Origin of the sequence: Allopontixanthobacter sp. (assembly GCF_034376665.1) — a bacterium.
Lineage (GTDB): Bacteria > Pseudomonadota > Alphaproteobacteria > Sphingomonadales > Sphingomonadaceae > Allopontixanthobacter.
The window spans coordinates 1-23,377 of record NZ_JAXMJI010000023.1 but is presented as its reverse complement, the minus strand read 5'-3'; the positions used below and the strand labels follow the sequence as shown (position 1 = coordinate 23,377).

Below are 23,377 nucleotides of genomic sequence, written 5' to 3'. Positions count from 1 at the left end.
GCTCAGAGAATGTATTTCGAAAGGTCGGCGTCCTGCGCCAGTTCGGTCAGCCGTTCGCGCACATAGGCGGCGTCGATGGTGATCGTCTGGCCCTTCAAATCCTCCGCCTCGTAACTGACATCCTCGATCAGCTTTTCCATCACCGTCTGCAGCCGCCGTGCGCCGATATTCTCCACGCTTTCGTTCACCTGCGCCGCGATCCTGGCGATTTCGGCGATGGCGTCTTCGGTAATCTCCAGCGTGACATCTTCGGTGGCGATCAGCGCCTTGTACTGGGTGACCAGATTGGCCCGAGTTTCGCTGAGGATGCGGACGAAATCCTCCTCCGTCAACGCTCGCAGCTCGACCCGGATGGGCAAGCGGCCCTGCAGTTCGGGCAGCATGTCCGACGGTTTGGCGACATGGAACGCGCCGCTGGCGATGAACAGCACGTGGTCGGTCTTCATCGGCCCGTATTTGGTCGCGACCGTCGTACCTTCGATCAGCGGCAGCAGGTCGCGCTGCACGCCTTCGCGGCTGACCGATCCGCCGCGCACATCGCTGACCGCGATCTTGTCGATCTCGTCAAGGAAAACGATCCCGTTGGTTTCGGCATTGGCCAGCGCCACGCGCGCAACATCGTCCTGATCGAGCCGCTTTTCCGCTTCTTCATCGACCAGCTTGTCCCACGCATCGGGCACCTTCAGCTTGCGCCGCTTGGTATTCGTCTTGCCGAATGCCTTGCCCATCATGTCGCTGAGGTCGATCATCCCCATGCCGCCGCCCATACCGGGTATCTCCATCGGAGCGGACGGCGTGTCCTTGATCTCGATCTCGACCTCGACATCGTTCATCGCGTTCTGGACAATCCGTTCGCGAAAGCTCTCGCGGGTGGCTTCGGAGGCATTCTCGCCCACCAGCGCCACCAGCAGCCGGTCCATCGCCGCCTTGGACGCGGCTTCGCGCACGGCTTCGCGGCGATTGTCTTTCTCCAGCCGGATCGCGTCTTCCACCAGGTCGCGGGCAATCTGGTCGACATCGCGGCCGACATAGCCGACTTCGGTGAACTTGGTCGCCTCGATCTTCACGAAGGGCGCATCGGCCAGCTTCGCCAGTCGGCGGCTGATCTCGGTCTTGCCGCAGCCGGTCGGGCCGATCATCAGGATATTCTTGGGCGTAACCTCGTCGCGCAGATCATCGCCGAGCCGCTGGCGCCGCCAGCGGTTGCGCATCGCCACCGCGACCGCGCGCTTCGCTTCGGCCTGGCCGATGATATGTTCGTCGAGCGCGGCGACAATCGCCTTGGGGGTCAGCATTTCGGTCATGATATCTCTGATGGTCAGACGGTTTCGATTGTCACGCGGTCGTTGGTAAAGACGCAGACTTCGGCCGCGACGGCCATTGCGGCGCGGGCGATTTTCTCGGCATCGTCTTCATAGGCATCGAGTGCGCGGGCAGCCGACAGCGCGTAATTCCCGCCCGATCCAATCGCCGCGACCCCGCCTTCGGGTTCGAGCACATCGCCATTACCGGTCAGCACCAGCAGGACGTCGGCATCGGCCACGATCATCAGCGCTTCCAGATTGCGGAGGTATTTGTCGGTGCGCCAGTCCTTGGCCATTTCCACGGCGGCGCGCATCAGCTGGCCGCGGTGCTGCTCGAGCTTCTTTTCCAGCCGGTCGAACAGGGTGAAGGCATCGGCCGTGGCCCCGGCGAAACCCGCGATGACCTTGCCCTTTTCAGGCCCGCCTTCGCCGATCCGGCGCACCTTGCGGGCGTTGGGCTTCATCACCGTGTTGCCCATGGAGACCTGCCCGTCCCCGGCGATCACGGTCTTGCCGCCCTTTTTCACGCCGATGATGGTGGTGCCGTGCCATTGCACGAGCCCGTGCGCGTTTCTGCTGTCATCCATCACGCAGATATGGGGCCTGCCCGATACCGGTCAAGCACCGACGGGATATCGGCCTGAAAAGCAGCTCTGGCCGAGCCTTAAGCGCCCGGACCGCCGGGAGGTGCGCCGCCAGCACCGACCTGTCCGATATTGCCGAACAGATCTTCGAAGAAACTGCGTTCGCGGCCAAGCGTCGGCGTCGAATCGCCTTCCGGCGAGATATAGGCGACCTGATCGACTCCGGTCCGGTCAGCCGAAATGACATTACCAGCGGGATCGAATCGAATTTTCAGGACCGAATGCTGGATGATCTTCGGGCGAACAAACGGTTTGCGGCCCGTCACGCTGGACATGTAATACCAGGTCGGTTCGCCATACTGGCTGGTAAAGGTCGGGCGGCCCAAGGTCGCTTCCACCGAACGCTGGTTATCGATTCCCGGCTGCACCGCGTTGATCAGGCTCTGGTCCGCGACATAGCCGCGGTTTTCGCGAATCGAACTGCAACCGCCTGCCGCCAGCGCCATGGCCAGAGCCAGACCTGCCCCGATTGCTTTACCTGCCGTCATCGAAAACCAACCTTCTCAAAAAACTCGTCACTTTGAATAGCGCCGATAACCGCTATATCGCAGCGAAGCCATAAGGGCATGTCGCCCGCCATGCAATGTAGCCATTGGGGGAAACGGCAGAACTTGCCGCGCCCTGCCCGCTCCGCGTACCAGATCCATGGGGCTGACCGGTTGAATTGCCAATTAACGAAGCCGCGATGCGGTTCAAAACAGATGGTAGAATGCTGATGTCCTTCCTTTCCCGCCTGTTCGGAACCGAGCCCGATCCCAAGGACGCACTGCGTCCGCTGTGGCAGCGGACCGTGGAGATCGCGCGGGAATCGCAATGGTACCGGGACTGCGGCGTGCCGGACACGGTGGAAGGCCGCTATGATATGATCACCTCGGTGTTGGCGGTGGTGCTCATCCGGATGGAGCAGACACCCGAGTTGAGGACGCCTTCGGTGCATCTGACCGAACTGTTCGTGGACGATATGGACGGACAATTGCGCGAACAGGGCATCGGCGATCCGGCGCTGGGCAAATATATGGGCCGGATGATGTCGGCCATGGGCGGCCGGCTGGGTGCCTTCCGCGATTCCCTGATGTCCGACCGGTCGGGCCTGGAAGCCGCGGTGAAGCGCAATCTCGGCCTGGCGGAAGGCGCGGAGCCGGCGGCGCTGGCGAAGCAGTTGGAAGCGCTGCACGATCAACTTGCGAGCGTGCCCCCTGCCGCCATACTGGACGGGGAGATTTCCCGGTGAGCCTCCCCGAAAGCGAATTCAGCAGGATCGTGAAGCTGCATCAGATCACCGACAGGCCGGTTATGGTCGAGCCGGGCAAGCCCGAATTGGCCGCTCTCGCCAGGCGGTTCGGGCTAGCTGCGGTGCATCGGATGAAGGCGGAAATGTCCCTGCAAGCGGAAGGCGCAGTGGTAACCGCCACCGGACGGCTGCTGGCTGATATCCTCCAGAACTGCGCGGTGTCGGGTGAGGAATTCCCGGTTCACATCGATGAACCGCTGTCGCTGCGCTTCGTCCCCGAAGCGCAGGCTCCGCGGGAGGAAGAACTGGAGATATCCACCGAGGAGTGCGACGAGATTTTCTATTCCGGCGAGAGCTTCGATCTCGGCGAGGCGGTTGCGCAGGGCCTCGGGCTGGCCATCGACCCGTTCGCACGCGGCCCCGGCGCGGACACGTTCCGCCAGCAGGCCGGAATTCTCGACCAAGACACCCCCAGCGGTCCCTTCGCCGCGCTCGCTGCGCTCAAAAAGGACTAGCGCCAGCCGCAGGTGCAGCCACTCGATCAGAACGGGATATCGTCGTCCAGATCGTCATAGTTGGAGCCGCCGCCCGAACCACCGGAGCCGCCGCCGGAACCGCCCGAGCCGCCGCCCTGGTTCCAGCCGCCACCCGAACTGCCACCTTGGCCGCCGCCTCCGGAGCCACCACTCGATCCCCCGCCCTGGCCGCCGCCGGGACCGTCGAGCATGGTCAGCGTACCGTCGAATCCGCGAAGGACCACTTCGGTCGAATACCGGTCATTGCCCTGGGCATCCTGCCACTTGCGGGTTTGCAGCTTGCCTTCGATGAACACCTTGCTGCCCTTGCGCAGGAATCGTTCGGCGACGCTGACCAGTCCTTCGGAAAAAATCGCGACGCTGTGCCATTCGGTCTGTTCCTTGCGTTCGCCGGTGTTCTTGTCTTTCCAGCTTTCGGAAGTTGCAATGCGCAGGTTGCAGACCTTGCCGCCGTTCTGGAAGCTCTTCACTTCGGGGTCCGCGCCCAGATTACCGATCAGCATTACTTTGTTGAGGCTGCCCGCCATATCTCTTCGTTCCTGTCTATAGGCCGAGCGCAGTCGCCGACCAGAATGTGAGTCCCGCAAAGATGTAGGCCAGAGCGAACAAATAGGCCAACATGAACACCGGCCATTTCCACCCATTTGTTTCGCGCCGGGCGACCGCGATGGTCGACAGGCACTGCGGCGCGAAAACGAACCAGGCGAGGAACGCAAGCGCGGTGGGCAGGCTCCAGCGCGCCGTAATCTGATCTCGCAGGGCGTTCTCGGTTGCCGCCTCATCTTCGGAATCGACCGCATAGGTGGTGGCGAGGGACGCCACCGCCACTTCGCGCGCGGCCATTGCTGGGACCAATGCCAGCGTCATTTCGCGGTTGAAGCCGATCGGCTCGAAGGCGACATGCATTCCGCTGGCAATCTGGCCGGCGATCGACGCATCCAGCTGGCTTTCGCCGGGCTCTGCCCTCGGGAAAGTGAGCAGGAGCCAGAGAATCACGGTTGCCGCGAAGATGATTGTGCCGGCGCGGCGCAGGAACACCCACGCGCGCTGCCACAAACCGATCAGCAGGTCACGCAGCCGCGGCAATTGGTAACGGGGCAGTTCCATGATGAAGCCGCTTGCCTGCCCGGCCGTAACCGACCGTCGCAGGATGAGCGCCGCCGCCATCGCACCGATGATCCCGGCGACATACAATGCGAACAGCACCAGCCCTTGCAGACCGATCCCGCCCCACACGCTGATGTTCGGGATCACCGCCGCAATGACGATCCCGTACACCGGCAGGCGCGCGGAACAGGTCATCAGCGGCGCGATCAGGATGGTGGTCAGGCGGTCCTTGGGGTCAGCGATGCTGCGGGTCGCCATGATGCCCGGAATCGCGCAGGCAAAGCTGGACAGCAGCGGAATGAAGCTGCGCCCCGACAGGCCGACACCGGCCATCATCCGGTCCATGATGAAGGCTGCGCGGGCCATATATCCGGTCGCCTCCATCACCAGGATGAAGGCGAACAGGATGACGATCTGGGGCAGGAACACCACCACCGAACCAACCCCGGCGATGACCCCCTCGGTGAGGAAATCGCGGACCAGCCCCGCAGGGACGATTGCCACCACCAGGCCGGAAAGCCATCCGGCAACACCCTCCAGCGCATCGGCAAACGGGGTTGCCCAGGCGAACACCGCCTGAAAAATCACGAACAGCAGCGCGAACAGGATTGGCGGTCCGATCCAGGGGTGCTGCAGGACCCGGTCGAGGCCGGTATGAAGCCGCCGCGTCGTGCTGACGGACAGGATCGCCGCCTTGGCGATGTTGCGCGCTGCCAGACGGCGTTCCGGCAAGGTCAGATGCGGCCGGGGATGCGGCCGCTGGTCTTGCTCAAAATTCGCTTCGGCAACCTCGATCGCCGCGATCAGTTCGTCGAGGCCTCTGCGCCGCACGGCCACGGTCGGGATCACCGGAATGCCGAGGGCCTCGGACAAGGCGTCGGGATCGAGCGTCAGCCCGTCGCGCTGCGCCAGATCGACCATGTTGAGCGCGGCCACGGTCGGGCGGCCAAGCTCGATAACTTCCTGTGCGAACACCAGATGCTGTTCCAGATTGGCCGCATCGAGCACCAGGACCATGACGTCGGGCTGGACCTCGCCTTCGAACTCGCCGTGCACAAGCGCGCGGGTCACTTCCTCGTCCGGGCTGGTCGCGTCGAAGGAATAGCTGCCCGGCAGGTCGATCAGTTCGACCGCGACGCCGTCCGGCATCATCAGCCGCCCGGCTTTGCGTTCGACCGTCACCCCGGGATAATTGGCGATTTTCTGGCGCGCCCCGGTCAGCGCGTTGAACAGGGCGCTTTTCCCGGCGTTGGGATTGCCGACCAGTGCTGCCTTGCGCAATCGCAGCGTGATGGGCGCGTTCATAGCGGATCGACCATCATTGCCGCAGCATGGACCCGGCGGATCGCGATCGTCATCCGGCCGATGATCAACGCAATCGGATCTCTGCCGCCGAAGATACCGCGATGGGAAATCTTTACCTCCGCACCCTCATCAATTCCAAGCGCGCGGAGCCGCTTGCCTTCTTCCGGCGCAATTGCCGACCAGTCCACGGAACGAATCCGGGCCGGAATACCGTTTTGGAGCGCCTCGAGCTTCATGGTGCTGCGCTGCCAGACCGACGCGGCAATTGCAACTAATTCTCAATAGTCATTAGCGTGCCGGGTAACGCAGACGCCCGAAAAGCCGGGTTAGACTAAATCTTTCACGGTCCGAATTCAGCACCCGGCCCTTGAGCTTTTCGAATTTCATGACACCTTCGATCCGCCGGTCGAGAAATTCCCGCGTGTCCGCCTTGCCCTTGCTCTCGTCGCCGACGAACACCGCCAGCGTGGCGCCGTAGATCCCGGCGAGGATCGTGCGTTTGGTATAATGGTTGTAATCGGTCGCCGTATCGCCCGCCAGCCGCCACATGATGTCCGCACTGTGCCAGCCAGTCTTGAGCGAACGCGCGGCGTTCTGCGGCATGGCCATAATTGCGAGCGCGCGGCGCAGCGCTTCCTCCAGACCGGCTACGGCATCGAGGCGGAACTGAATCAGGCTGCGGATACGCTCCCGGATCGGCATCCTGGCGAGCACCTCGGCTGGCAAGGCTTCGGCCATGGCGGCATCGATGGTTTCGATCCACGCCCCGATCATGTCCATCGCCCCGCCCGGGTAGGCCAATGCCGCCACATCGGGATCGATCGCCAGATCCTTCGCAGCCGCGGCCACGGCATCGGCGCTCCAGCCGTCGAATATCGCGGCCTCGGCCACCGTCGGCGCCATGGCCAGGCGCAGTTCGTCGAGCGTCAGGTCGGCGACATCCGCCATCAGAAGCTGGGTCCATAGGATTTGGCGGGCTTGGCTACCTTGCGATCCTCGTCCGAAGTTTCGATTTCCCCCAGCAACCGGCTGTTGGCGTCAAGCCGCGCATAGTCGCGTGCGGTACGTCCGGAATTGTCGCTGCGGTCGGCATTCGCCCCGTTGGCAAGGAGCAAGCGGGTCATTTCGACATCGCGGCGCAGAACCGCGGAAATCAGCGGCGTCTCGCCGGTGCTGTTTGCCACATTGACATTCGCACCGGCCTTCAGCAGCGCTTCGACCCCTTCCACATACCCGAGGCTGGTAGCGATCTGGAGCGGCGTAACACCCTTCGCGTCGGCAATGTTGGGATTGGCGCCCTGTTCGGTCAGAAAACGGATCCATAAATGGTCCCGGCGCTGCGTAACGATATGCAGGGCGGATTCGCCGGTAACCTTGTCCCGGGCGTTGATAACCGCACCGTTGGTGGCTTCCAGCACCTTGTTGACCTCGGTCCCGTCGCGGTCCTTGACGGCTTTCAGAAATTCGAACCCGGACGAGAAGAACTGCGCCGCCGCGGGAACGGCGAGGGCACCGGCAGCCAGCATCAGGGCAAGGTAGGCGTTTCGGAAAACGGCTTTCGCCACTGGTCGATCTCCAATAATTCTGGTTTCAAGGCAGAGTCGCCTCTTGCTCGACGCTGGTTAGCAGAGCATGAACCTCCACGCTATGCCCCACACTTTCAAATATCTCCGCTCTGCCGCGATGGCCGCGATGTCCCTGTCGCTGGCTTTGTCGCTGGCGGGCTGCACGTCGGATCCCGGAACACCGCTGGAACAGGCGCCGCTGTATGGCGCGACCATCGGCGGGCCGTTCGAATTGACCAATGCCGAGGGCAAGACGGTTCGCTGGTCCGACTTCGCCGGAAAGTACCGGATCGTCTATTTCGGCTACACCTATTGCCCCGACATCTGCCCGACCGACGTCCAGCGCATGTCGCAGGGCCTGCAGCAGTTCGAACAGGCGAACCCTGGTCTTGGCGCGCAAATCCAGCCGATCTTCATTACCATCGATCCCGAGCGGGATAACCGGCAGGTGGTGGGGAAATTCGTCGGCAATTTCCACCCGCGGCTGATCGGGCTGACCGGTACGCCGGAACAGATCAAATCCGCCGCAAAAGCTTTCGCGATTCCCTATTCCAAGGGAGAAGTTCCCGAAAGCGGCAATTACCTGATGGAACATTATGCGATCACCTATCTGTTCGGACCGGACGGACAGCCGATTGCGACCCTGCCCACCGACCTCGGCGCCGAAGCGGTCGCCGAAGAGCTGGCCAAGTGGGTTCGATAAAGCGGTGACCGAGCAGATGCGCGAGAAATTCTGGGAACTGCCGCTGGCGCAATTGACCCGGCCCGAATGGGAGGCGCTGTGCGATGGCTGCGGCCGGTGCTGCCTGCACAAGATCGAGGATCCGGAAACCGGGCAGATCGAACACACCAATGTGGCGTGCAAACTGCTCGACACCCGCAGCGCGCAATGCCGGGATTACCGCAACCGCAAGGCATTCGTGCCGGATTGCCTGCGCCTGACGATGAAGATCATGGGCGACGTACCGTGGCTTCCCGAAAGCTGCGCGTACCGGTTGCGGCACGAAGGGAAACCGCTGCGGGAATGGCATTATCTGCTGTCGGGTGACCGCGAAACGGTGGTCCATGCTGGCATATCGGTCCGCGGCCGGGTGGTCAGCGAATCCGTGTCCGGGCCGCTGGAACACCATATTGTCGAATGGGATACACCATGAGGCCCGGCGGCACCCGATGCTAGACTGGCTTCGCCGCGACCATCTGGAACCGACGGTGGAGATCGATGGTGTGGCCCTGCCGATCGCAATCCGGCGGCATCCGACCGCCAAGCGCGTAGTGCTGAGGATCGCACCCGACGGCAGCGAAGCGCGGGTTACGCTGCCGCGCTGGGGCCGGACCGCCGATGCAATCGAGTTCGCCCATTCCCGTGCCGCCTGGCTGACCGAGCAGCTTGCCGCCTTGCCCAAGCCCTCCGCGCCGGTGCCGGGCGGGTCGCTCCGCTATTGCGGGGACGAGCTGATCATCGATTGGCAGGCGGGCGCACGGCGTAGGCCGACGCTTGGCGACGGGCGGGTGGTGATCGGCGGTCCGGAGGAGAACATCGCCCCCCGGCTGCAACGCTGGCTGGAGCGGGAAGCGTTGCATTTGCTCGAAGGCGATCTGCAGAATTATTGCGCGTCCGCCGGGGTCGCAGCACCTGCCTTGCGCCTGTCGCGCGCCCAGCGCCGCTGGGGCAGCTGTTCGTCCAGCGGCACCGTGCGGATCAACTGGCGGCTGGTGCAGGCACCGCATTTCGTGCGCCGGTCGGTTGTGGCCCATGAGGTCGCGCACCTCCTTCATTTCGATCACGGTCCGGCGTTCCACGCCGCACTCGGCCGGATTTTCGACGGCGACCTGGCTGCTGCCAACCGTTGGCTGAAACGCGAGGGCCGCACACTCTACGCTTCCTTCGGGTAAACAAAGCCGGATGCCGGATGCCTAAGGAGTTTCCCTTACGTTAAATTAACCCTGATCCGGCATGGTCGATCAATGATCCGCCTGATCGCCTTGCTTGCCAGCGCCGCCATGCTGATGCTGCTGCCCGCAGCCCCTGCTGCGGCGCAGGGCCAATGCAACTTCTGCGAAACGAACCCGCCGCCCAAAGGCGGGGGCGGCGGACGTCCTGGTAACGGCTCCCCCCCCGAAATTGTGCTGACGATCGAAAGCGAGATAAATTTCGGCCGGTTGGTCATGGTTGGGGACGGCGTCGGCCGCGTCCTGATCGACATTCAGACGGGCGCAAAAACTATTATCGGCAATCTGGACGATCTTGGCGGGCTTGCGGTGCAGGGCCGCGCGACCATTCGCGGCGTGCCCCGCCAGCCGGTCCGCGTGGAGTTTCCCACCCTTGTCACCATGCGCGACCCCGCAGGCGGAGAGGCGGAGCTGCGGGATTTCGTTACGGACCTTGGGCAGCTACCCCGACTGGATTCGACCGGTGTACTGGAATTCCGCTTCACCGGCACCTTGTACACCGACCTCGCCGTGGCACTTGGCGGCAATCTGCGCGGACGAGTCCCGATCCAGGTGAGTTACGATTGACAGTGTGAAGCACTCCGGCGCGATCAGCACTGGCGAAATCGGGCCCCCGTCGCTATCTTGCGGCCATGGGAATGATCAACCGCTTTAACCCCACCCCCGGGGCACTCGATTTCTGGCACGAATTCCGGAAACCGACCCCGTACAAGTGGCCGATACTCGGGGTCTCGGGCCTGATGACCTTCGGGCTGATGTACCAGATCACCAGCGAGAGCGTGCTCGTGCCGCCGGCGCCGCCCGAAGTCACCTACATCGCAAGCTTCCCCGCCGACCGTACCGACGCCGAAATCATCGCTTCCAATATCGACAACCAGCGAAGGCAGGACGCCGTCGCCGCACTGATGGAGCAGAACGAGGAACGCAAGCGCGAGCTTTATCGCGCGCTGGGCCGGGCCTCCGGAATGGACGTCGAGGAAATCGATCGCAAAGCCGCCGAGGAGCGCGCCGCCATCGAAGCGGCCGAAAACGCCCGCAAGGCCGAAATCCGCCGCCGCGCCGGCTTGCCCGAAGAAGACATCAGCGAAGCCGCTCTCAGGGCGCGGGCTGCTGGCCAGGAGATAATTCCGGAAACCGACAACGCGGGCGGCCTGGTTGCAAACCCGGACCAGTGACGCCGACTGGCTGGCCGCCGCGGCGCGGCTGGCGGTCCGCGCGCGGCCCCTCAGCAGACCCAACCCCGGCGTAGGGGCGATCCTGGTCAGGGACGGGACGGTAATCGCCCGCGGCTGGACGCAGGCTGGCGGCAGGCCCCATGCCGAGGCAATGGCGCTGTCCCGTGCCGGGGAAAACGCTCGCGGCGCGGTGCTGTATGTGACGCTCGAGCCCTGCGCCCATAGTTCGGACCGCGGCCCCGCCTGCAGTGATCTGGTGGCTTCGGCAGGTCTGGCCGCACTGGTCTATGCGGTCCGCGATCCTGACCCCCGCACCGCTGGCGAAGGCGCGAAGCGGATTGCCGACGCGGGCACCGAAGTCCGGTACGTCCCCTGCCCTGCGGCCGCCGATAGTCTCGCCGGATACCTGATGCGCGAGCAGCATGGCCGTCCGCACGTAACGCTGAAACTCGCCATGTCGCTGGACGGCTGTACCGCGCTGGCCAGCGGCGAGAGCCAGTGGATCACGGGCGAAGCGGCGCGCGCCCATGTCCATTCCCGCCGCGCGATGGCGGATGCAATCCTGGTCGGCGGCGGCACCTGGCTGAGCGACCGACCGCGGCTCGACGTCCGTTTGCCCGGGCTGGAGGCGCGCAGTCCGGCCCGTTACGTGCTGACGCGCGGTGAAACGCCGGAAGGCGTGCAGTCGATCGCTTCCCCGCAGGACATCACCGACATGGCCGCTGCGCAATATCTCTATGTCGAAGGCGGCGCAAAGACTGCAGCCGCCTTTCTTGCTGCCGATCTGGTCGACACGCTCCACCTGTACCGCGCACCGATCATCCTCGGCGGCGGTGCGCCTTCGGTGCCCGATATCGGCCTGACCGATCTTGCATCCGCACATGACCGCTGGAGCTTGACCGATCGGCGGCAGCTTGGCAGCGACCAGTTCGAAGCCTATCGGCGGGTGCGCAGCGAAAGGGATTAGATGTTCACCGGAATTATCACCGCCGTCGGGACTATCGAGCAGGTCGAGCAAAAGGGGGATCTGCGGGTTCGCATCGCCTGCCCCTTCGACCCGGCCCAGATCGCCATCGGGGCTTCGATTGCCTGTTCGGGCGTGTGCCTGACGGTCGTCGAGCGCGGTGCGAAACAGGACCAGAACACCGACACCGCCTGGTTCGCGGTAGACGTCTCGGGCGAAACCGTGTCCTGCACCGTTCCGGGAATGTGGAACGAGGGCCGCAAGCTCAATCTGGAGAGCGCGCTGCGCATGGGCGATGAACTGGGCGGCCATATTGTGACCGGCCATGTCGATGCCGTCGGATCCGTAGTGGAAATCGCCCCCATCGGCGATTCACGCTGCTGGTTGGTAAGCGCCCCGAGCGCCCTCGCCCCTTTCATCGCGGCGAAGGGTTCGATCACCATGGACGGTGCCTCGCTGACCGTGAACACGGTGGAGGACCAGCCGGACGGATCGGTCCATTTCACACTGAACATCATCCCGCACACGGCGGAAGTGACCACTCTGGGCAGCACAAAAGCCGGTGACCGGGTCAATCTGGAGATCGACACGATGGCCCGCTATCTCCAGCGGATGCAGTCCCTGATGGGCTGAGGCCTAGCTCGTGACGGATTTCAGCGCGGCGATGAAGTTTGCAATATTGCCGCTGTGCAGGCCGGCCACGTTGATCCGTCCCGAACCCGCCATATAGACCGCGTGATCCTCGCGCAGGCTGGCAATCTGGTCCTTCGTCAGCGCGAGCATCGAGAACAGGCCGTTTTCACGCGCCAGAGCGGTAAGGTCCAGCGGACCTATCTGTCCGGCCTCTGCCATCTGCGCGCGCACGCTGGCGATCCGGGCGCGCATTTCGGCAAGCTCGTCCAGCCAGAGCTGCGTCAAGCCCGCATCGGACAGGATCACCCGGACCGCCGCCGCACCGTGATCGGGCGGCATCGACCAGCTTGCCCGGGCCAGCGCGTTGAGGTTCGACATGATTGCGTCCAGCTGGCCCACCTTTTCGGCCAAAACGAAAAGCGCACCCACACGGTCGCGGTACATTCCGAAATTCTTGTCGCAGCTGTACGCCACCAGCGCCTCGGGCACGGCCGACATGATTTTGCGGACCCCGGAGGCATCCTCGTCCAACCCCGTGCCCAGCCCCTGATAGGCCAGATCCAGGATAGGCAGAACAGCGCTGTCCGCGAAAGCCGCGGCGATCCGGTCCCATTGCGCTGGCGAATAATCGATCCCGGTGGGGTTATGGCAGCAGCCATGCAGCAGCACCGCTTCGCCCGGCGCGGCGGCGGCGATGATGCGGATGACCGTTTCGACATCGGCGCCTCCGTCGGCCCCGACATGGATGAAGGACGAGGTTTCGAGGCCCACGTCGCTCAAAATCTGGGCATGGTTGGGCCAGCTGGGGACCCCCATGTGGACCTTGGTCACACCGGCCTTCCGGGCCACTGCGAGCGCCAGCCGGACGGCTCCGGTGCCGCCGGGGGTCTGCATCCCTTCCACCCGGCCGGAATAGGCCGCATCCGCACCGAACACATAGGGCGCGAGCAAGCGGACAAATTCCACGTCACCCTCCGGCCCGAGATAGCTCTTGCTGTCCTGCGTTTCCAGCAGGCTGGCCTCTGCCGCCTTGATTGCGGCGAACACCGGCGTCGATCCATCGTCGGTCCGGTAAACACCGACCCCGAGGTCGATCTTGTCGCTGCGCGGATCGGCGGCATACATCTTGATCAGCGCTAGCAGCGCGTCGGGCGATTGGGCGGGCAGTTGGTCAAGCATCATGCCGCCCCCATTGCCGAGGGAGCCGCGCTCCCGCAACCTATTTTGGCGACGCTTGCGCCAATTACCGCGTGCCGGAACTTTCCGTCCCTGGCTGGCGGTGGTGCCTGCGACTCAGAAGGGCAGCCAGCGCTGCTTCTCCGAAAACTTCATGTAGCCGGCGTTCACGCCGAGCCGCAGCCCCGCGCCCACGCGGATCGGAATGATCACGACGTCGCCCCAGCGCATGTAACTCGCGGTCAAGCCGCCCACCAGATAGGCCTGGCCCTCGCCGGAGGGAAAGCGCTTGTAGAGGTCGTTGCTATCGTAAAGATTGTACACCAGTACAAAGGTGTTGGAGGCGTTGGCCCCCGCGTCGAACCCGATCGAGGGGCCGGTCCAATATACCGGACGCTGGCCTTCGACCTTGTGATACAGGGTGCCCGATCCGTAACGTGCGCCCACGATGAACGCCCCGCCCGCTTCGCGGCCGACGATATAGGCATTGGGTTCGCCCTGCTTTTCCAGCAGGTCCTCGATCATCCGGGCGAGACCTTCCGCACCCTTGCCGAACACGCCTTCTGCCGCGCCGATCAGATCGTCCTTCGCATAAGTGTCGCCCTGCGCCGCGGCGACCGCCGGACTGGCCGAAGCCTGCGCGGCAGCGATGGAAGGATCGCTCGACGTGACCACCGGATCGGACCACGCCTCGGCTACGGAAGTAGGGCTGTCATCGGCTGGGACGGGCGGCTCCATTGCCGGATCGGAGACGGGCGGCAATGGCGGGGATTGATAAACGGACGGATCGCCCGGTGCCTCCACCAGATCGCCATCGATCGCGCTATCGGGATCGAATGTCTCGATCTGCTGCGCAGAGAGCGGTGCGGCACCGAACATGGCGACGCCCAGGATAGTCAGACAAAGCTTGCCGAGGACCCCGCCGACTGCCTTGGGAAACGGATTGGCAATTTTGGCGGCGATCTTCATATTCCCTCCAGGGGCAAAGCGGACGTCTGGCCGTGCAATTGAGTCCTTTGCCGCTTAAGCATCAATGAACGGGCGACGAACCGAATCCAATTTGCGGCGAGCCGAGTCGTCAGGGCGGATTGCACGCCGGAATGGCCCCGCCCGAGAAAAACATCCGCGCCGTCCCAGCATGGCTTGCCGCCATCCGCGACCGCCGTTATAGCGCCGGGCTTGCCGCTGCGATCCGGAGACGTGGGTGAGTGGCTGAAACCAGTTCCCTGCTAAGGAACCGTGGGGGTAACCCCACCGAGGGTTCGAATCCCTCCGTCTCCGCCAGCGATCCTCCTCCATCTCAGATCAGACGCAGCTGCGCAAATTCGCAAACGGCAAAGGCCTTGGGTCGTCCCTCAGCACCTGTTTGGCAAACCTTCGGAACAATCGGGGACCGTTTTCGTTCAACCAACGCCGTCCTGCGTTCTCTGTGTGACGCCCGGTTGACGGCTTCGGCCGAGGCCGACTGTAACGAGGAGAACGTCCATGCAGTTCACCACCACAGAAATCGTGCTTGTCATCGTGATCGCGCTGCTTGCCGCCATCGCCATCTGGCTGTGGATGCGGAGCCGGAAATCGGCAGCGCTCAAGAACCGCTTCGGGCCGGAGTACGACCGAACAGTGGAGGCGGTCGGCGATGAGCGCAAGGCGGAGGACGTCCTCGCAAAGCGCGAAAAGCGGGTTGCCCACTATACCATCAAACCACTGCCCGATGCCATGCGAGAGCATTTCGTGGAAACCTGGCGCCAGGTTCAAGCCCAGTTCGTCGACGACCCGAAATATGCCGTTACCCGGGCGGACGATTTGTTGGGGGAAGTCATGCGGGTGCGCGGATATCCCGTGTCCGATTTCGATCACCGCGCTGACGATTTGTCCGTGGACCATCCCGAGGTGGTGCAAAACTACCGAACGGCGCATTCGATAGCGGACCGCCATTCCCGCGGGGAAGCGAGCACGGAAGATCTGCGCACGGCAATGATTCACTATCGCACGCTGTTCGATGATCTGGTGAACGAACCGGAGGCAGCGACAAGGCCAGGCACAGCCCGGCGGGAGAAGAGCAATGGTTGAAGAAGGCCCCAACGATCACCGCATCAACGAGCGTCCGATGGGCACGGCGGACCTCGCCAGAGCGCCGGACCGGCAATCTGACGGAGCGATCAGCCAAAATCGGGAAGCGCGGGACGAAACCTCTGCGCCCCTGCTGCCGGACGACGAGATTGGTGCGCTCCGCAGACAATGGGATGCCGTGCAAACCGGCTTCGTCGACGAGCCGCGGCGTTCGGTTGAACTGGCGGACCAACTGGTCGCAGGCGCGATGACGCGCCTCGCCGAGGTGTTCGCTTCCGAGCGCTCGCAACTGGAGAACCAGTGGGACAGAGGCGACGATGTTTCGACTGAAGATCTGCGGATCGCTCTGCAACGCTATCGCGCGTTCTTCGCGCGCCTGCTGTCGATCTAACCCCCGCCAGCGGTGGACATCTGAGCAGCAGGCAGCCCCTGCTGTTCAGCAAGTAGCTTCAACTCTTCCTTGCGCGCCAGCATCCGCTCGCCAATTTCTTCGAGGTCGACATCGGCAGCGCGCGCCTGTTGGAACATATTGTTCCGCTGCTTCTCTTCCTCTTCGACATGATGCTCGATCTGCTCCTTCAGCACGGTTACCTTGGCATCGTAGAACGCTTCGTCGGGGCTTCCTTGTGCAATTTCATTCACGAGCATCTTGGCCCCGTCATGCTCGACATAGGCTTCGTTCAGCAGGTCTTCCTCGATTTTGCCCTCAAGTGCCGGATAGAAGATCTCTTCTTCGATTATGGTGTGAATCTTGAGTTCGTCGCAAATCCGGTTGGCGATCTCGGCCTTGCGGTCGCGCCCTGATGCCTTCTCGTATTTCGAGAACAGTTCTTCGACCTTGCGATGGTCCTGTGCGAGAATATGGGTTGCGTCTGTGTCATTCTTGGTGGGCATCGTCACTCTCCTTCTGCTTGAGGAATTCGCACGGGCCGGTACCGGTTCCCGAGCTTCAACGAGGCCGTTATGAAGCGGGGCGAGCCTGCGGCGAGCGGATGATAGCGAGGGGCTCAAAGAGACGATCCTGCGGCCTCTTTCCCGTCACCGGCGCAAGGGTTCTGCCTTGGCCAAATCGTTCCGGATGGTGGTCGCGGCGACGCCCCCCTCGCCCATCGCGTGGCTGAGCTGATCGAGCCCGAGCACGACATCGCCGGCAGCATAAAGCCCCTCGATGTTGGTGCGCTGATGCGCATCGACGATCAAACTCCCTTCGTCGCCCAGCTCCGCTCCCAGCTTGCCCGCCAGTTCCGAACGGATTTCCGATCCGAGTGCCGGGTAGAGCGTGTCGAAGGGCATCAAGGCGCCGCCCACGTCGAGCACGATCTGCTCGTCTCTCAGGTTGATTGCGCGGCAACTGCCGCTCACTGCAATGCCTGCTACGGCAAGTTCTGCCTGCATCGCTGCATCGAGATCGTGTCCTCCGGCAGGGGCTATCAGCGTGACATCGGCGGAATAGCTGCGCAGGAACACCGCCTCGCGCATACCCCGCTGCCCACTGCCCAGAACGGCAATCCGCCTGTCGGTCACCTCGTAGCCGTCACAGATCGGGCAATAGCGCAGCAGGCCACTGGCCAACGCCTGATCGTGATCTGCGGCGTCCATCATCTCGGGCCGGCGGTTGACCACCCCGGTCGCCAGCAGCACCGTCTTCGCGGCGAAGGTTTCTTCGTCTGTGTGTGCCGTAAACCGGGCATCAGATCGCACGATGCCGATTACCAGACCGCTCTGCAGCCGCGCGCCGTATCGGCGGGCCTGATCGCGCATGCGCGTGAGGAGTTCGGTGCCGGAAATTCCGTCCGGGAACCCTGAATGATTGCGCGTACAGGGGATAAGGCCGGCCCTGCTGTGGCCGCTATCGACAAGCATTACGGAAAGATGGAAGCGGGCGAGATAGATCGCCGCGGTCAGCCCCGCCGGGCCTCCGCCGACGATTAGGCAATCATATTCCTGACGCAGGAGACCAGTCACCGGAATGCCTCCACGGCCGCGGAAGACGATATTCCGGCTCGCGCGATCCTCAAGATCTGAGGCTCGACGCCGCAGGCCTGACCGACGGGCGATCGGCTTGTTCACCGGGCCGCGCGTTACGAGGCTTCAGCACCATCGCAACCTCGGCCAGGCGCCATGGCCGGTGTTCGGGGCGAAACCGGCTCAGGTCAACCTCGCCCACCGCATCGGGACCGACAATCTCGGCCAGCATATACCTGCCGGATTCGCGCATCCGAACGTCGGAAAGGGGAAAGGCGTTGGCAAGTTTAGCCGCGACGTCTTGCGCGTCCCTGTCGAGATCACCGCCCTCGAGGTCGCGCGGCGCGCCATCGGCAAGTTCGGCAGTCGATTTCTTAATGTTGGACCAGCCGTCCCGGAGGATGCTCAAGGAAATGAACAGGGCAGCCACGGCGTCGGCCCACCAGAGGCCGAACCCGATACCCGTAACCCCCACGATCCCCGCCAACGCGGTTTGCCAGTCGGCTTTCTGCGTCTGGGCGTCTGTGAAGAGAACCTTGTCCTCGATCTTTTCCGCTACCGGCATCTTTTTCCGGCCGAGGATGATCGGGGGGATTGCAGAATACATCAGTACGCCGATCATCACCCATCCAAGCCATACTTCCGTGCCGAAGAGGCGAATGGCACCGATGGACGGGTGTTCCATCATGACCAGCGCCATCACCGCCTCATAGGCCATGAACGTCCCGATCGAAAGCAATGCGGTGGCGGATATGAGGAAGGCGATGCTGTTGAACCGCTTGAAACCGAACGGGAAACGGCGGCTGGCGGGCTTGTCTTCCAGCGATGCCGCGATCAGGAACGTGATCGACGGGACCAGGCTGAGGACGTCTTCGATGAAGGCGGTCTTCATCGCCTGGCTCTGGCCCATCACCAGATACATCAGGACGGAAATTCCCCCGAGCCAGAACAGAGTCCACAGGCATAGCCGCCGCCCCTTTCGCAGCCCCTCGCGGACTTCCGGAGGAACCTCACCGCTGGCGATCATCGCATCACCATCATGTCGGTCCTGGTAATCAGCGCGTTCTCGCCATTCTTGCGGGCCAGGCGGATGACAGGTTCCTTGCCGTCCTTGGGCTCAGGGATCCCCACCGCCTGCGACAGGCTCGCCTCTTTCGACACGGCGGCTGTCCGCCCGAACTGCCCGATCACCAGATCGACGCGGTCCTCTTCCAAATCCTTGATCGCAATTGCCTCGGGCGCAGCGTGCCAGACAACCCGTGCGCCAAGCGACTGTGCCAACGACACCGCGAGCAGTCGGGCCTCGGAAGTGTCCGGGGTTCCCGACACGATCGCGACGCGCAGCTCACCGCGCTGGGCGACGCGGTCCGAAGTCCCGTCAGTGTCCTGCGGGATCGCACTGCAGGCCGCTATCACGGCCATGACCGGGGACACTAAATATCGCTTCATTGCTTCATCAACTTGTCTCCGGTCCGGGTAGTTCCCGCGCGGCAAGTCATGGTTGCAGATTTGGCGCCTGTGATGCCGGGTTACGAGCCGGCAAGGCATTGACCGGCTATTCGGCCACCGGGCGCGCCGGACGAGTGACAAGCCGTGCAAAGAAGAAAAGCCCGCCGACTGCAAGGGTACTGGCAAGCAGCGATGCCGCCGCGGCACCGCTCGCTCCGGCCACTGAAATCGCCCACGGCACCAGTGCCAGCGCCGCCGCCATCGGCACCGCGCGCAACGCCAGTACCAGACCCGCCCTTCGCCGCGCGACCAACAGGGCATCCCAACTTGCGCCCACCAGTTCGATTGCGGATGCCGCCGCCAGAATGATCATCGGGACATAGGCTGCGGAGAATTCGGGTCCGGCCACGGCGGCGATCAGCACTTCGCCCCCGGCCACTGCCAGGGCAATGCTCGCGAGCGCGGTGACGGCGGCGACACGGGCGATCCGGCCCGCCAGCACATGGTCTTGCGGTCCGGCGCGAACCAGGTCGGGGAAAATCGCCTGCAGGACGGCCTGTCCCAGTTTCAGGATGGCCAGCCCCAATTGCGCCGCGACCCGGTAAATGCCTGCCATGGTCGCCCCGCCGAACGCGCCCACCATCAACAGCAGCACCTGCCGTCCCGCGACGCCGGTGCTGGAAGAAAAATTGGTCGACAGTACGAAGCGCCAGACCCCGGCTTCCTGCCGCGGCAGCCGCGTCAGGCTGATCGCCGACAGCTGCGGCCGGCCGAACCGGGCTGCAGCCGCCCAGCACGCCGCCGCGGCCGCCAGTTCCGCCGCCGCCCAGGCCAGCAGGAATCCGATGATTGTCGGCATGAACAGCGCGGCAAGCCCTGCCCCGATGGCGCGGATGACCGGGATCGCCGTTTCCGCGCCGGCTGCCCGGGCATAGCGGTCGTGCAGCCGCAAGATCCCCGTCGGCGTCGAACGGATGGCGAGCATCGAGACGGCGCAGAACAGGAACGTCGGCCAGCCAAGATCGGCCGATAGCCCGACCCAGTGCAGGGCCGATAGCGCCAGCGCGCCGGCAGCCAGCGTGCCCAATGCCATACTCGCCAGGTCGAGCGCAGTGGCGAAACCGATGACGTCGCGCGTGCCCGTCTTACGGTCTTGCACGGGGTCTTGCGCGGCGCTGTTTCCCCACCGCACCACGAACAGCCACGTCTGGAAACTGGCAATGCCGGTCAGCGCCTGCGCCAGTGCAACCACCAGGGTGAACTGGCCGAATTCCGCGAGACCCAGCGCACGCGTGGCGATGGCAAGATAAACCAGGCTGAGCGCCGCGTTGACACCCTTGCCGCCGAGCAGCCACCCGGCATTTGCGAGAATCCGGCGCATCATCCTGCCAGCGTGGCAGTGTTCCTCTGTTCAAGCAATTGCCCGGTCACGCGGTGCGAACGTTCGTTGTCGACATCGATGGCCATTGCCCCGTCACTCAGCTCGACCATCCGGACCGGAAAGCCGAGCCTGCGCCCGAGACCATCGAAACAGGCCTGCACCCGGCCAAGCCCGAAGTAGAATTTCAGCAGGTTCCATAGCCCGAATGTCCTGGCGATGCGGGAGGGATATTTGATGAACTGTCCGCCGCTGCGGAAGGTTTCGGCACCGGACAGGGCGGACTCCGTGCCGATCCAATAGGTGTTGCAGTTGGAAAATTCGCCGTCGCTGAAGCGGTAGAACCGGCGCTGCCCTTGTGGATGCGCGGCCATGACAGCTTCACGCCGCGCCATCGCCAGCGCCACGCCCCCCTTGTCCGCGCTCGCACCGGCAATGAATTCCTCGACGCTCCGGGGGGTCAGCATCACATTGTCGGCGGTCGTGATCAGCAGCGGATAGGCCGCGCCAGCCGCGCCGGCGAGAATGCTGTCGACCAGATTTTGCGCGGCCGGAATGACATCGATGGGTACGGCGGGGACGGGAAAGTTCCTGGCGATGTGCGCCCGAAGCAGATCGACCTCGTCCACGACCACGCGCACGGAGGTGATCGGGGCACTTGCCAGTAGCGCCGTCAGGACATGGTCGATCAGCGGCTTCCCGCCCACCGGGACCAGACATTTGAGCGGAACGCCAGCCGCCGCGGCAAGCGGGTCGAGGACCCCGCCGCGCCGACCTGCGAGCACGATTGCCGTTACCACCATGGACCAAGTATTATTTTGGTTTCCTAACAGTGGGATGAACATCTGGTTGTCGCAGGTTCATGTTTCTCGGGCTTTCCAAGTGGCCGCCATCCCGCCAAATTCTTCAGAGCAGATCGCCTGAATTTCGCGGCGAAAGGTTAACGGTCATGCATCTGGCCGACTAACTAGTTGTGTGTGCCGAAACGGCACAGGCTGTCGGAAGCCTCCGAATTGCGCCGGAAATATAACTGGCCAGGGCAATAATATTCCATTGAAACAGTACTTTAGGCACTTTGGAAATGAGTTTGCTTTATTGCATGGGCACCTGGATAGCGCGCCGGAAACCCTAACAGTGAATGGCGCCCCTTGGTTAATGCGCTTGCGCCATTTGCGGCAAGGTGGTTCTGTGTGTGGACAAGAGGAGTGGTAAACCGATTCGGGCCTTGCTGGACAAGCAGGGAGCCAACTCCTTAATAACAGGGCGCAAAGCGGGGTAACAAACTGGCTTAACGGCCGGCTCACTAAATTCATGCGCCCCGCATTGCGGCCTCAGTATTGTCGCGGATCAACCGCGGATTGGACGAGGGCACATGGATTTTCAGGACCGGAACGATAGCAACGACACCAGCGATGTGACGGCATCGGACGCTGCACCAGCGGCATCCTCCGGGCGCATGATGCGAACCGTCGTGCTCCAACCTGACGCGAACAATGTCGTCACCCTGCCGCAGGGCGTGTCGCTCGACACGATCGTGGCGGACGGACGGGATCTGGTGATCCAGGCGGACGGGGTGATCTATGTCATCCCCGATGGCGCAATCGTGGTTCCGCAGCTGGTGGTCGGCGGGGTCACCGTACCCGCGCTCAACCTGGCCGCGCTGCTGATCGGCAATGAACCGGTCCCGGCTGCCGGGCCGCAGCTCAACAGCTCGGGCGGCAATTTCGAACTTACCCCTGGCGATATTCAGGCGGCCTACGGTCTCGGCGATCTGCTGCCCTATACCGAACTCGCCTTCCCGCAGTCCCCGGACGAAGAAATCATCCCGCAGCCGGTTGACCGCCCACCAACGGTAATCGTGATCACGCCGGACAATCCGGCTGGCGCCGTGGATGCCATCGCACAGGTCGACGAGGCCGGTCTGCCGGCACGCGGCAGCGAACCTGCCGGGACGGAGCAGGAAACCAATTCCGAAACAACCACCGGCACCATTTCCTACACCGCGCCGGATGGCACGGGATCCGTCCTGATCAACGGCGTGGAAATCACCGCAGTCGGCCAGACATTCACGTCTCCCGATGGTACGCTAACCATTACCAGCATCGCCGAAGGCGCAATCGGTTTCAGCTATACGCTGAACGACAATCTGCTGGGCGTAACGGAAGACGGTTTCTTCACCGTCACCGTGATCGATACCGATGGCGATACCGCCTCGGCATCGCTGCTGATCGAGGTGCTGGACGATGCGCCGATCGCGCGCAATGATACGGATGCAGTTGCGGCGGGCACCTATGGCCCGGAATCCGGCAATGTCATCAGTGCCGCCGGAACCACTTCGGGGCCGGCTGGGGCGGACAATGTCGGCGCCGATGGCGCAACCCTGACGGGCATCGCCAATTCGGCGGGCCTGTCTGCTGCGGTAGCCGGCCCCGTTCTGATTGCGGGGGCTTACGGCACGCTGACCATCGCACCCGACGGCAGCTATACCTACGTCCGCGCCGAGGGAACGCCGGGCGGGGTAAGCGATACCTTCACCTATACATTGACCGATGGAGACGGCAGCACTGCGACCGCCGTGCTGACGATCAACATCGGGGACAGCCCGGCCACAGTGATTTCCGTTCCCGCCATTGGCGATCCGGGCACCATTGTGGATGAAGCCGGCCTGCCGCCGCGCACCGACGAAGCACCCGGCACGGCTGCGCCGACCCCGGTCGAAATCACATCCGGGACCATCACCTTTACCGCACCGGATGGCCCCGCCACGGTGACTATCAATGACGTGATCATCACGGGTCCGGGCCAGACCATCACGGTGCCCGAAGGCACGCTAACGATCGTCACTTACGATCCGGAAACCGGAACGATCGACTATACCTTCACCCTGGGCGACAACACGCAAGGCGACGAAACCTCCGTGACGTT

Annotated in this window: 28 protein-coding genes and 1 tRNA gene; 13 read left to right on the top strand and 16 right to left on the bottom strand. The window is 63.5% G+C overall.

Translation table 11 applies throughout. The features are described 5' to 3' along the window. Positions 1-2: 2 nt before the first annotated feature. The 3 genes from hslU to U0988_RS02350 form a co-directional block, all read right to left on the bottom strand. A complete protein-coding gene (gene hslU / locus U0988_RS02360; protein ID WP_322291045.1) occupies positions 3-1,304 on the bottom strand; it encodes an ATP-dependent protease ATPase subunit HslU in 1,302 nt (433 codons plus the stop codon). Positions 1,305-1,318: 14 nt separating this feature from the next. Beyond that, on the bottom strand, positions 1,319-1,891 hold the full coding sequence (gene hslV / locus U0988_RS02355; RefSeq protein ID WP_322291044.1) for an ATP-dependent protease subunit HslV: 573 nt from the start codon (positions 1,889-1,891) through the stop codon (positions 1,319-1,321). Positions 1,892-1,968: 77 nt separating this feature from the next. After that, positions 1,969-2,436 carry an outer membrane protein assembly factor BamE gene (locus tag U0988_RS02350; RefSeq protein WP_322291043.1) on the bottom strand — a complete coding sequence of 156 codons (468 nt, stop codon included), beginning with the start codon at positions 2,434-2,436 and terminating at the stop codon, positions 1,969-1,971. 227 nt (positions 2,437-2,663) lie between these two features. On the opposite strand from U0988_RS02350, the gene U0988_RS02345 reads away from it, so the two are divergent. Together U0988_RS02345 and U0988_RS02340 are read left to right on the top strand one after the other, a co-directional pair. Then, positions 2,664-3,179 carry a ubiquinol-cytochrome C chaperone family protein gene (locus U0988_RS02345; protein ID WP_322291042.1) on the top strand — a complete coding sequence of 172 codons (516 nt, stop codon included), beginning with the start codon at positions 2,664-2,666 and terminating at the stop codon, positions 3,177-3,179. Beyond that, positions 3,176-3,694, top strand: a complete 519-nt coding sequence (locus U0988_RS02340; protein WP_322291041.1) for a YceD family protein — start codon at positions 3,176-3,178, stop codon at positions 3,692-3,694. Before U0988_RS02345 ends, U0988_RS02340 begins: the two co-directional genes overlap by 4 nt. A 26-nt stretch (positions 3,695-3,720) precedes the next feature. On the opposite strand, the gene ssb is transcribed toward U0988_RS02340, so the two are convergent. The 5 genes from ssb to U0988_RS02315 are packed head-to-tail and all read right to left on the bottom strand — an operon-like array spanning position 3,721 to position 7,692. Beyond that, positions 3,721-4,242, bottom strand: a complete 522-nt coding sequence (gene ssb, locus U0988_RS02335; protein ID WP_322291040.1) for a single-stranded DNA-binding protein — start codon at positions 4,240-4,242, stop codon at positions 3,721-3,723. Positions 4,243-4,258: 16 nt separating this feature from the next. Continuing rightward, a complete protein-coding gene (gene feoB, locus U0988_RS02330; protein ID WP_322291039.1) occupies positions 4,259-6,127 on the bottom strand; it encodes a ferrous iron transporter B in 1,869 nt (622 codons plus the stop codon). After that, complete coding sequence (locus tag U0988_RS02325; protein WP_322291038.1) at positions 6,124-6,363, bottom strand: FeoA family protein; 240 nt, start codon at positions 6,361-6,363, stop codon at positions 6,124-6,126. The genes feoB and U0988_RS02325 overlap by 4 nt, the downstream gene beginning before the upstream one ends. A gap of 52 nt (positions 6,364-6,415) precedes the next feature. Next, positions 6,416-7,075 carry a COQ9 family protein gene (locus U0988_RS02320; protein ID WP_322291037.1) on the bottom strand — a complete coding sequence of 220 codons (660 nt, stop codon included), beginning with the start codon at positions 7,073-7,075 and terminating at the stop codon, positions 6,416-6,418. Further along, complete coding sequence (locus U0988_RS02315; RefSeq protein WP_322291036.1) at positions 7,075-7,692, bottom strand: ankyrin repeat domain-containing protein; 618 nt, start codon at positions 7,690-7,692, stop codon at positions 7,075-7,077. The genes U0988_RS02320 and U0988_RS02315 overlap by 1 nt, the downstream gene beginning before the upstream one ends. A 67-nt stretch (positions 7,693-7,759) precedes the next feature. On the opposite strand from U0988_RS02315, the gene U0988_RS02310 reads away from it, so the two are divergent. The 7 genes from U0988_RS02310 (at position 7,760) to U0988_RS02280 (ending at position 12,414) form a co-directional block, all read left to right on the top strand. Continuing rightward, positions 7,760-8,395: an SCO family protein gene (locus U0988_RS02310; protein ID WP_322291035.1), complete on the top strand. Its 636-nt coding sequence runs from the start codon at positions 7,760-7,762 to the stop codon at positions 8,393-8,395. A gap of 16 nt (positions 8,396-8,411) precedes the next feature. After that, entirely contained in the window at positions 8,412-8,846 is a 435-nt protein-coding gene (locus tag U0988_RS02305) for a YcgN family cysteine cluster protein (RefSeq protein WP_322291034.1), read from the top strand. Between the two features lie 16 nt (positions 8,847-8,862). Then, positions 8,863-9,585, top strand: a complete 723-nt coding sequence (locus U0988_RS02300) for a SprT family zinc-dependent metalloprotease (RefSeq protein ID WP_322291033.1) — start codon at positions 8,863-8,865, stop codon at positions 9,583-9,585. A gap of 72 nt (positions 9,586-9,657) precedes the next feature. After that, positions 9,658-10,209, top strand: a complete 552-nt coding sequence (locus tag U0988_RS02295; RefSeq protein ID WP_322291032.1) for a DUF4402 domain-containing protein — start codon at positions 9,658-9,660, stop codon at positions 10,207-10,209. 65 nt (positions 10,210-10,274) lie between these two features. Further along, positions 10,275-10,817: a hypothetical protein gene (locus tag U0988_RS02290; protein ID WP_322291031.1), complete on the top strand. Its 543-nt coding sequence runs from the start codon at positions 10,275-10,277 to the stop codon at positions 10,815-10,817. After that, positions 10,798-11,784, top strand: a complete 987-nt coding sequence (ribD, locus tag U0988_RS02285) for a bifunctional diaminohydroxyphosphoribosylaminopyrimidine deaminase/5-amino-6-(5-phosphoribosylamino)uracil reductase RibD (RefSeq protein ID WP_322291030.1) — start codon at positions 10,798-10,800, stop codon at positions 11,782-11,784. The genes U0988_RS02290 and ribD overlap by 20 nt, the downstream gene beginning before the upstream one ends. After that, the gene (locus tag U0988_RS02280; protein WP_322291029.1) at positions 11,785-12,414 is read left to right on the top strand and encodes a riboflavin synthase; all 630 of its coding nucleotides are present in this window, start codon (positions 11,785-11,787) and stop codon (positions 12,412-12,414) included. 3 nt (positions 12,415-12,417) lie between these two features. Here U0988_RS02280 and U0988_RS02275 read toward each other — a convergent pair whose 3' ends face one another. Together U0988_RS02275 and U0988_RS02270 are read right to left on the bottom strand one after the other, a co-directional pair. Further along, entirely contained in the window at positions 12,418-13,593 is a 1,176-nt protein-coding gene (locus U0988_RS02275; RefSeq protein ID WP_322291053.1) for an aromatic amino acid transaminase, read from the bottom strand. A 114-nt stretch (positions 13,594-13,707) separates the two neighbouring features. Continuing rightward, complete coding sequence (locus U0988_RS02270) at positions 13,708-14,469, bottom strand: DUF1134 domain-containing protein (protein WP_322291052.1); 762 nt, start codon at positions 14,467-14,469, stop codon at positions 13,708-13,710. A 315-nt stretch (positions 14,470-14,784) separates the two neighbouring features. On the opposite strand from U0988_RS02270, the gene U0988_RS02265 reads away from it, so the two are divergent. From U0988_RS02265 to U0988_RS02255, 3 genes are all read left to right on the top strand, one after another. Continuing rightward, positions 14,785-14,874, top strand: a tRNA-Ser gene (locus U0988_RS02265). Positions 14,875-15,075: 201 nt separating this feature from the next. After that, positions 15,076-15,660, top strand: a complete 585-nt coding sequence (locus U0988_RS02260) for a hypothetical protein (protein ID WP_322291028.1) — start codon at positions 15,076-15,078, stop codon at positions 15,658-15,660. After that, positions 15,653-16,051, top strand: coding sequence for a hypothetical protein (locus U0988_RS02255; protein WP_322291027.1), 399 nt, complete (start codon positions 15,653-15,655; stop codon positions 16,049-16,051). Before U0988_RS02260 ends, U0988_RS02255 begins: the two co-directional genes overlap by 8 nt. On the opposite strand, the gene U0988_RS02250 is transcribed toward U0988_RS02255, so the two are convergent. The 6 genes from U0988_RS02250 to U0988_RS02225 form a co-directional block, all read right to left on the bottom strand. Further along, entirely contained in the window at positions 16,048-16,554 is a 507-nt protein-coding gene (locus U0988_RS02250) for a hemerythrin domain-containing protein (protein WP_322291026.1), read from the bottom strand. The genes U0988_RS02255 and U0988_RS02250 overlap by 4 nt on opposite strands. Before the next feature lie 144 nt (positions 16,555-16,698). Beyond that, complete coding sequence (locus U0988_RS02245; protein WP_322291025.1) at positions 16,699-17,625, bottom strand: NAD(P)/FAD-dependent oxidoreductase; 927 nt, start codon at positions 17,623-17,625, stop codon at positions 16,699-16,701. 49 nt (positions 17,626-17,674) lie between these two features. After that, positions 17,675-18,652: a cation diffusion facilitator family transporter gene (locus U0988_RS02240; protein ID WP_322291024.1), complete on the bottom strand. Its 978-nt coding sequence runs from the start codon at positions 18,650-18,652 to the stop codon at positions 17,675-17,677. Next, positions 18,649-19,074 (bottom strand): hypothetical protein, encoded by a 426-nt coding sequence (locus tag U0988_RS02235; RefSeq protein WP_322291023.1) that lies wholly within the window; start codon positions 19,072-19,074, stop codon positions 18,649-18,651. Before U0988_RS02235 ends, U0988_RS02240 begins: the two co-directional genes overlap by 4 nt. A 106-nt stretch (positions 19,075-19,180) precedes the next feature. Beyond that, positions 19,181-20,458: a lipopolysaccharide biosynthesis protein gene (locus U0988_RS02230; protein ID WP_322291022.1), complete on the bottom strand. Its 1,278-nt coding sequence runs from the start codon at positions 20,456-20,458 to the stop codon at positions 19,181-19,183. Beyond that, entirely contained in the window at positions 20,455-21,255 is an 801-nt protein-coding gene (locus U0988_RS02225) for an NTP transferase domain-containing protein (protein WP_322291021.1), read from the bottom strand. Before U0988_RS02225 ends, U0988_RS02230 begins: the two co-directional genes overlap by 4 nt. 569 nt (positions 21,256-21,824) lie before the next feature. Between U0988_RS02225 and U0988_RS02220 the strand changes: the two genes are divergently transcribed. After that, positions 21,825-23,377 (top strand): Ig-like domain-containing protein (locus tag U0988_RS02220; RefSeq protein WP_322291020.1); only part of this gene is annotated, 1,553 nt, incomplete at its 3' end.

What these genes read in the sequence shown, in the direction of transcription:
- hslU (WP_322291045.1), bottom strand. Translation starts at nt 1,304, where the DNA reads ATGACCGAAATGCTGACCCCCAAGGCGATTGTCGCCGCGCTCGACGAA.
- hslV (WP_322291044.1), bottom strand. Translation starts at nt 1,891, where the DNA reads ATGGATGACAGCAGAAACGCGCACGGGCTCGTGCAATGGCACGGCACC.
- U0988_RS02350 (WP_322291043.1), bottom strand. Translation starts at nt 2,436, where the DNA reads ATGACGGCAGGTAAAGCAATCGGGGCAGGTCTGGCTCTGGCCATGGCG.
- U0988_RS02345 (WP_322291042.1), top strand. Translation starts at nt 2,664, where the DNA reads ATGTCCTTCCTTTCCCGCCTGTTCGGAACCGAGCCCGATCCCAAGGAC.
- ssb (WP_322291040.1), bottom strand. Translation starts at nt 4,242, where the DNA reads ATGGCGGGCAGCCTCAACAAAGTAATGCTGATCGGTAATCTGGGCGCG.
- feoB (WP_322291039.1), bottom strand. Translation starts at nt 6,127, where the DNA reads ATGAACGCGCCCATCACGCTGCGATTGCGCAAGGCAGCACTGGTCGGC.
- U0988_RS02325 (WP_322291038.1), bottom strand. Translation starts at nt 6,363, where the DNA reads ATGAAGCTCGAGGCGCTCCAAAACGGTATTCCGGCCCGGATTCGTTCC.
- U0988_RS02320 (WP_322291037.1), bottom strand. Translation starts at nt 7,075, where the DNA reads ATGGCGGATGTCGCCGACCTGACGCTCGACGAACTGCGCCTGGCCATG.
- U0988_RS02310 (WP_322291035.1), top strand. Translation starts at nt 7,760, where the DNA reads ATGAACCTCCACGCTATGCCCCACACTTTCAAATATCTCCGCTCTGCC.
- U0988_RS02305 (WP_322291034.1), top strand. Translation starts at nt 8,412, where the DNA reads ATGCGCGAGAAATTCTGGGAACTGCCGCTGGCGCAATTGACCCGGCCC.
- U0988_RS02300 (WP_322291033.1), top strand. Translation starts at nt 8,863, where the DNA reads ATGCTAGACTGGCTTCGCCGCGACCATCTGGAACCGACGGTGGAGATC.
- U0988_RS02295 (WP_322291032.1), top strand. Translation starts at nt 9,658, where the DNA reads ATGATCCGCCTGATCGCCTTGCTTGCCAGCGCCGCCATGCTGATGCTG.
- U0988_RS02290 (WP_322291031.1), top strand. Translation starts at nt 10,275, where the DNA reads ATGGGAATGATCAACCGCTTTAACCCCACCCCCGGGGCACTCGATTTC.
- U0988_RS02280 (WP_322291029.1), top strand. Translation starts at nt 11,785, where the DNA reads ATGTTCACCGGAATTATCACCGCCGTCGGGACTATCGAGCAGGTCGAG.
- U0988_RS02275 (WP_322291053.1), bottom strand. Translation starts at nt 13,593, where the DNA reads ATGCTTGACCAACTGCCCGCCCAATCGCCCGACGCGCTGCTAGCGCTG.
- U0988_RS02270 (WP_322291052.1), bottom strand. Translation starts at nt 14,469, where the DNA reads ATGTTCGGTGCCGCACCGCTCTCTGCGCAGCAGATCGAGACATTCGAT.
- U0988_RS02260 (WP_322291028.1), top strand. Translation starts at nt 15,076, where the DNA reads ATGCAGTTCACCACCACAGAAATCGTGCTTGTCATCGTGATCGCGCTG.
- U0988_RS02255 (WP_322291027.1), top strand. Translation starts at nt 15,653, where the DNA reads ATGGTTGAAGAAGGCCCCAACGATCACCGCATCAACGAGCGTCCGATG.
- U0988_RS02250 (WP_322291026.1), bottom strand. Translation starts at nt 16,554, where the DNA reads ATGCCCACCAAGAATGACACAGACGCAACCCATATTCTCGCACAGGAC.
- U0988_RS02240 (WP_322291024.1), bottom strand. Translation starts at nt 18,652, where the DNA reads ATGATCGCCAGCGGTGAGGTTCCTCCGGAAGTCCGCGAGGGGCTGCGA.
- U0988_RS02235 (WP_322291023.1), bottom strand. Translation starts at nt 19,074, where the DNA reads ATGAAGCGATATTTAGTGTCCCCGGTCATGGCCGTGATAGCGGCCTGC.
- U0988_RS02230 (WP_322291022.1), bottom strand. Translation starts at nt 20,458, where the DNA reads ATGATGCGCCGGATTCTCGCAAATGCCGGGTGGCTGCTCGGCGGCAAG.
- U0988_RS02225 (WP_322291021.1), bottom strand. Translation starts at nt 21,255, where the DNA reads ATGGTGGTAACGGCAATCGTGCTCGCAGGTCGGCGCGGCGGGGTCCTC.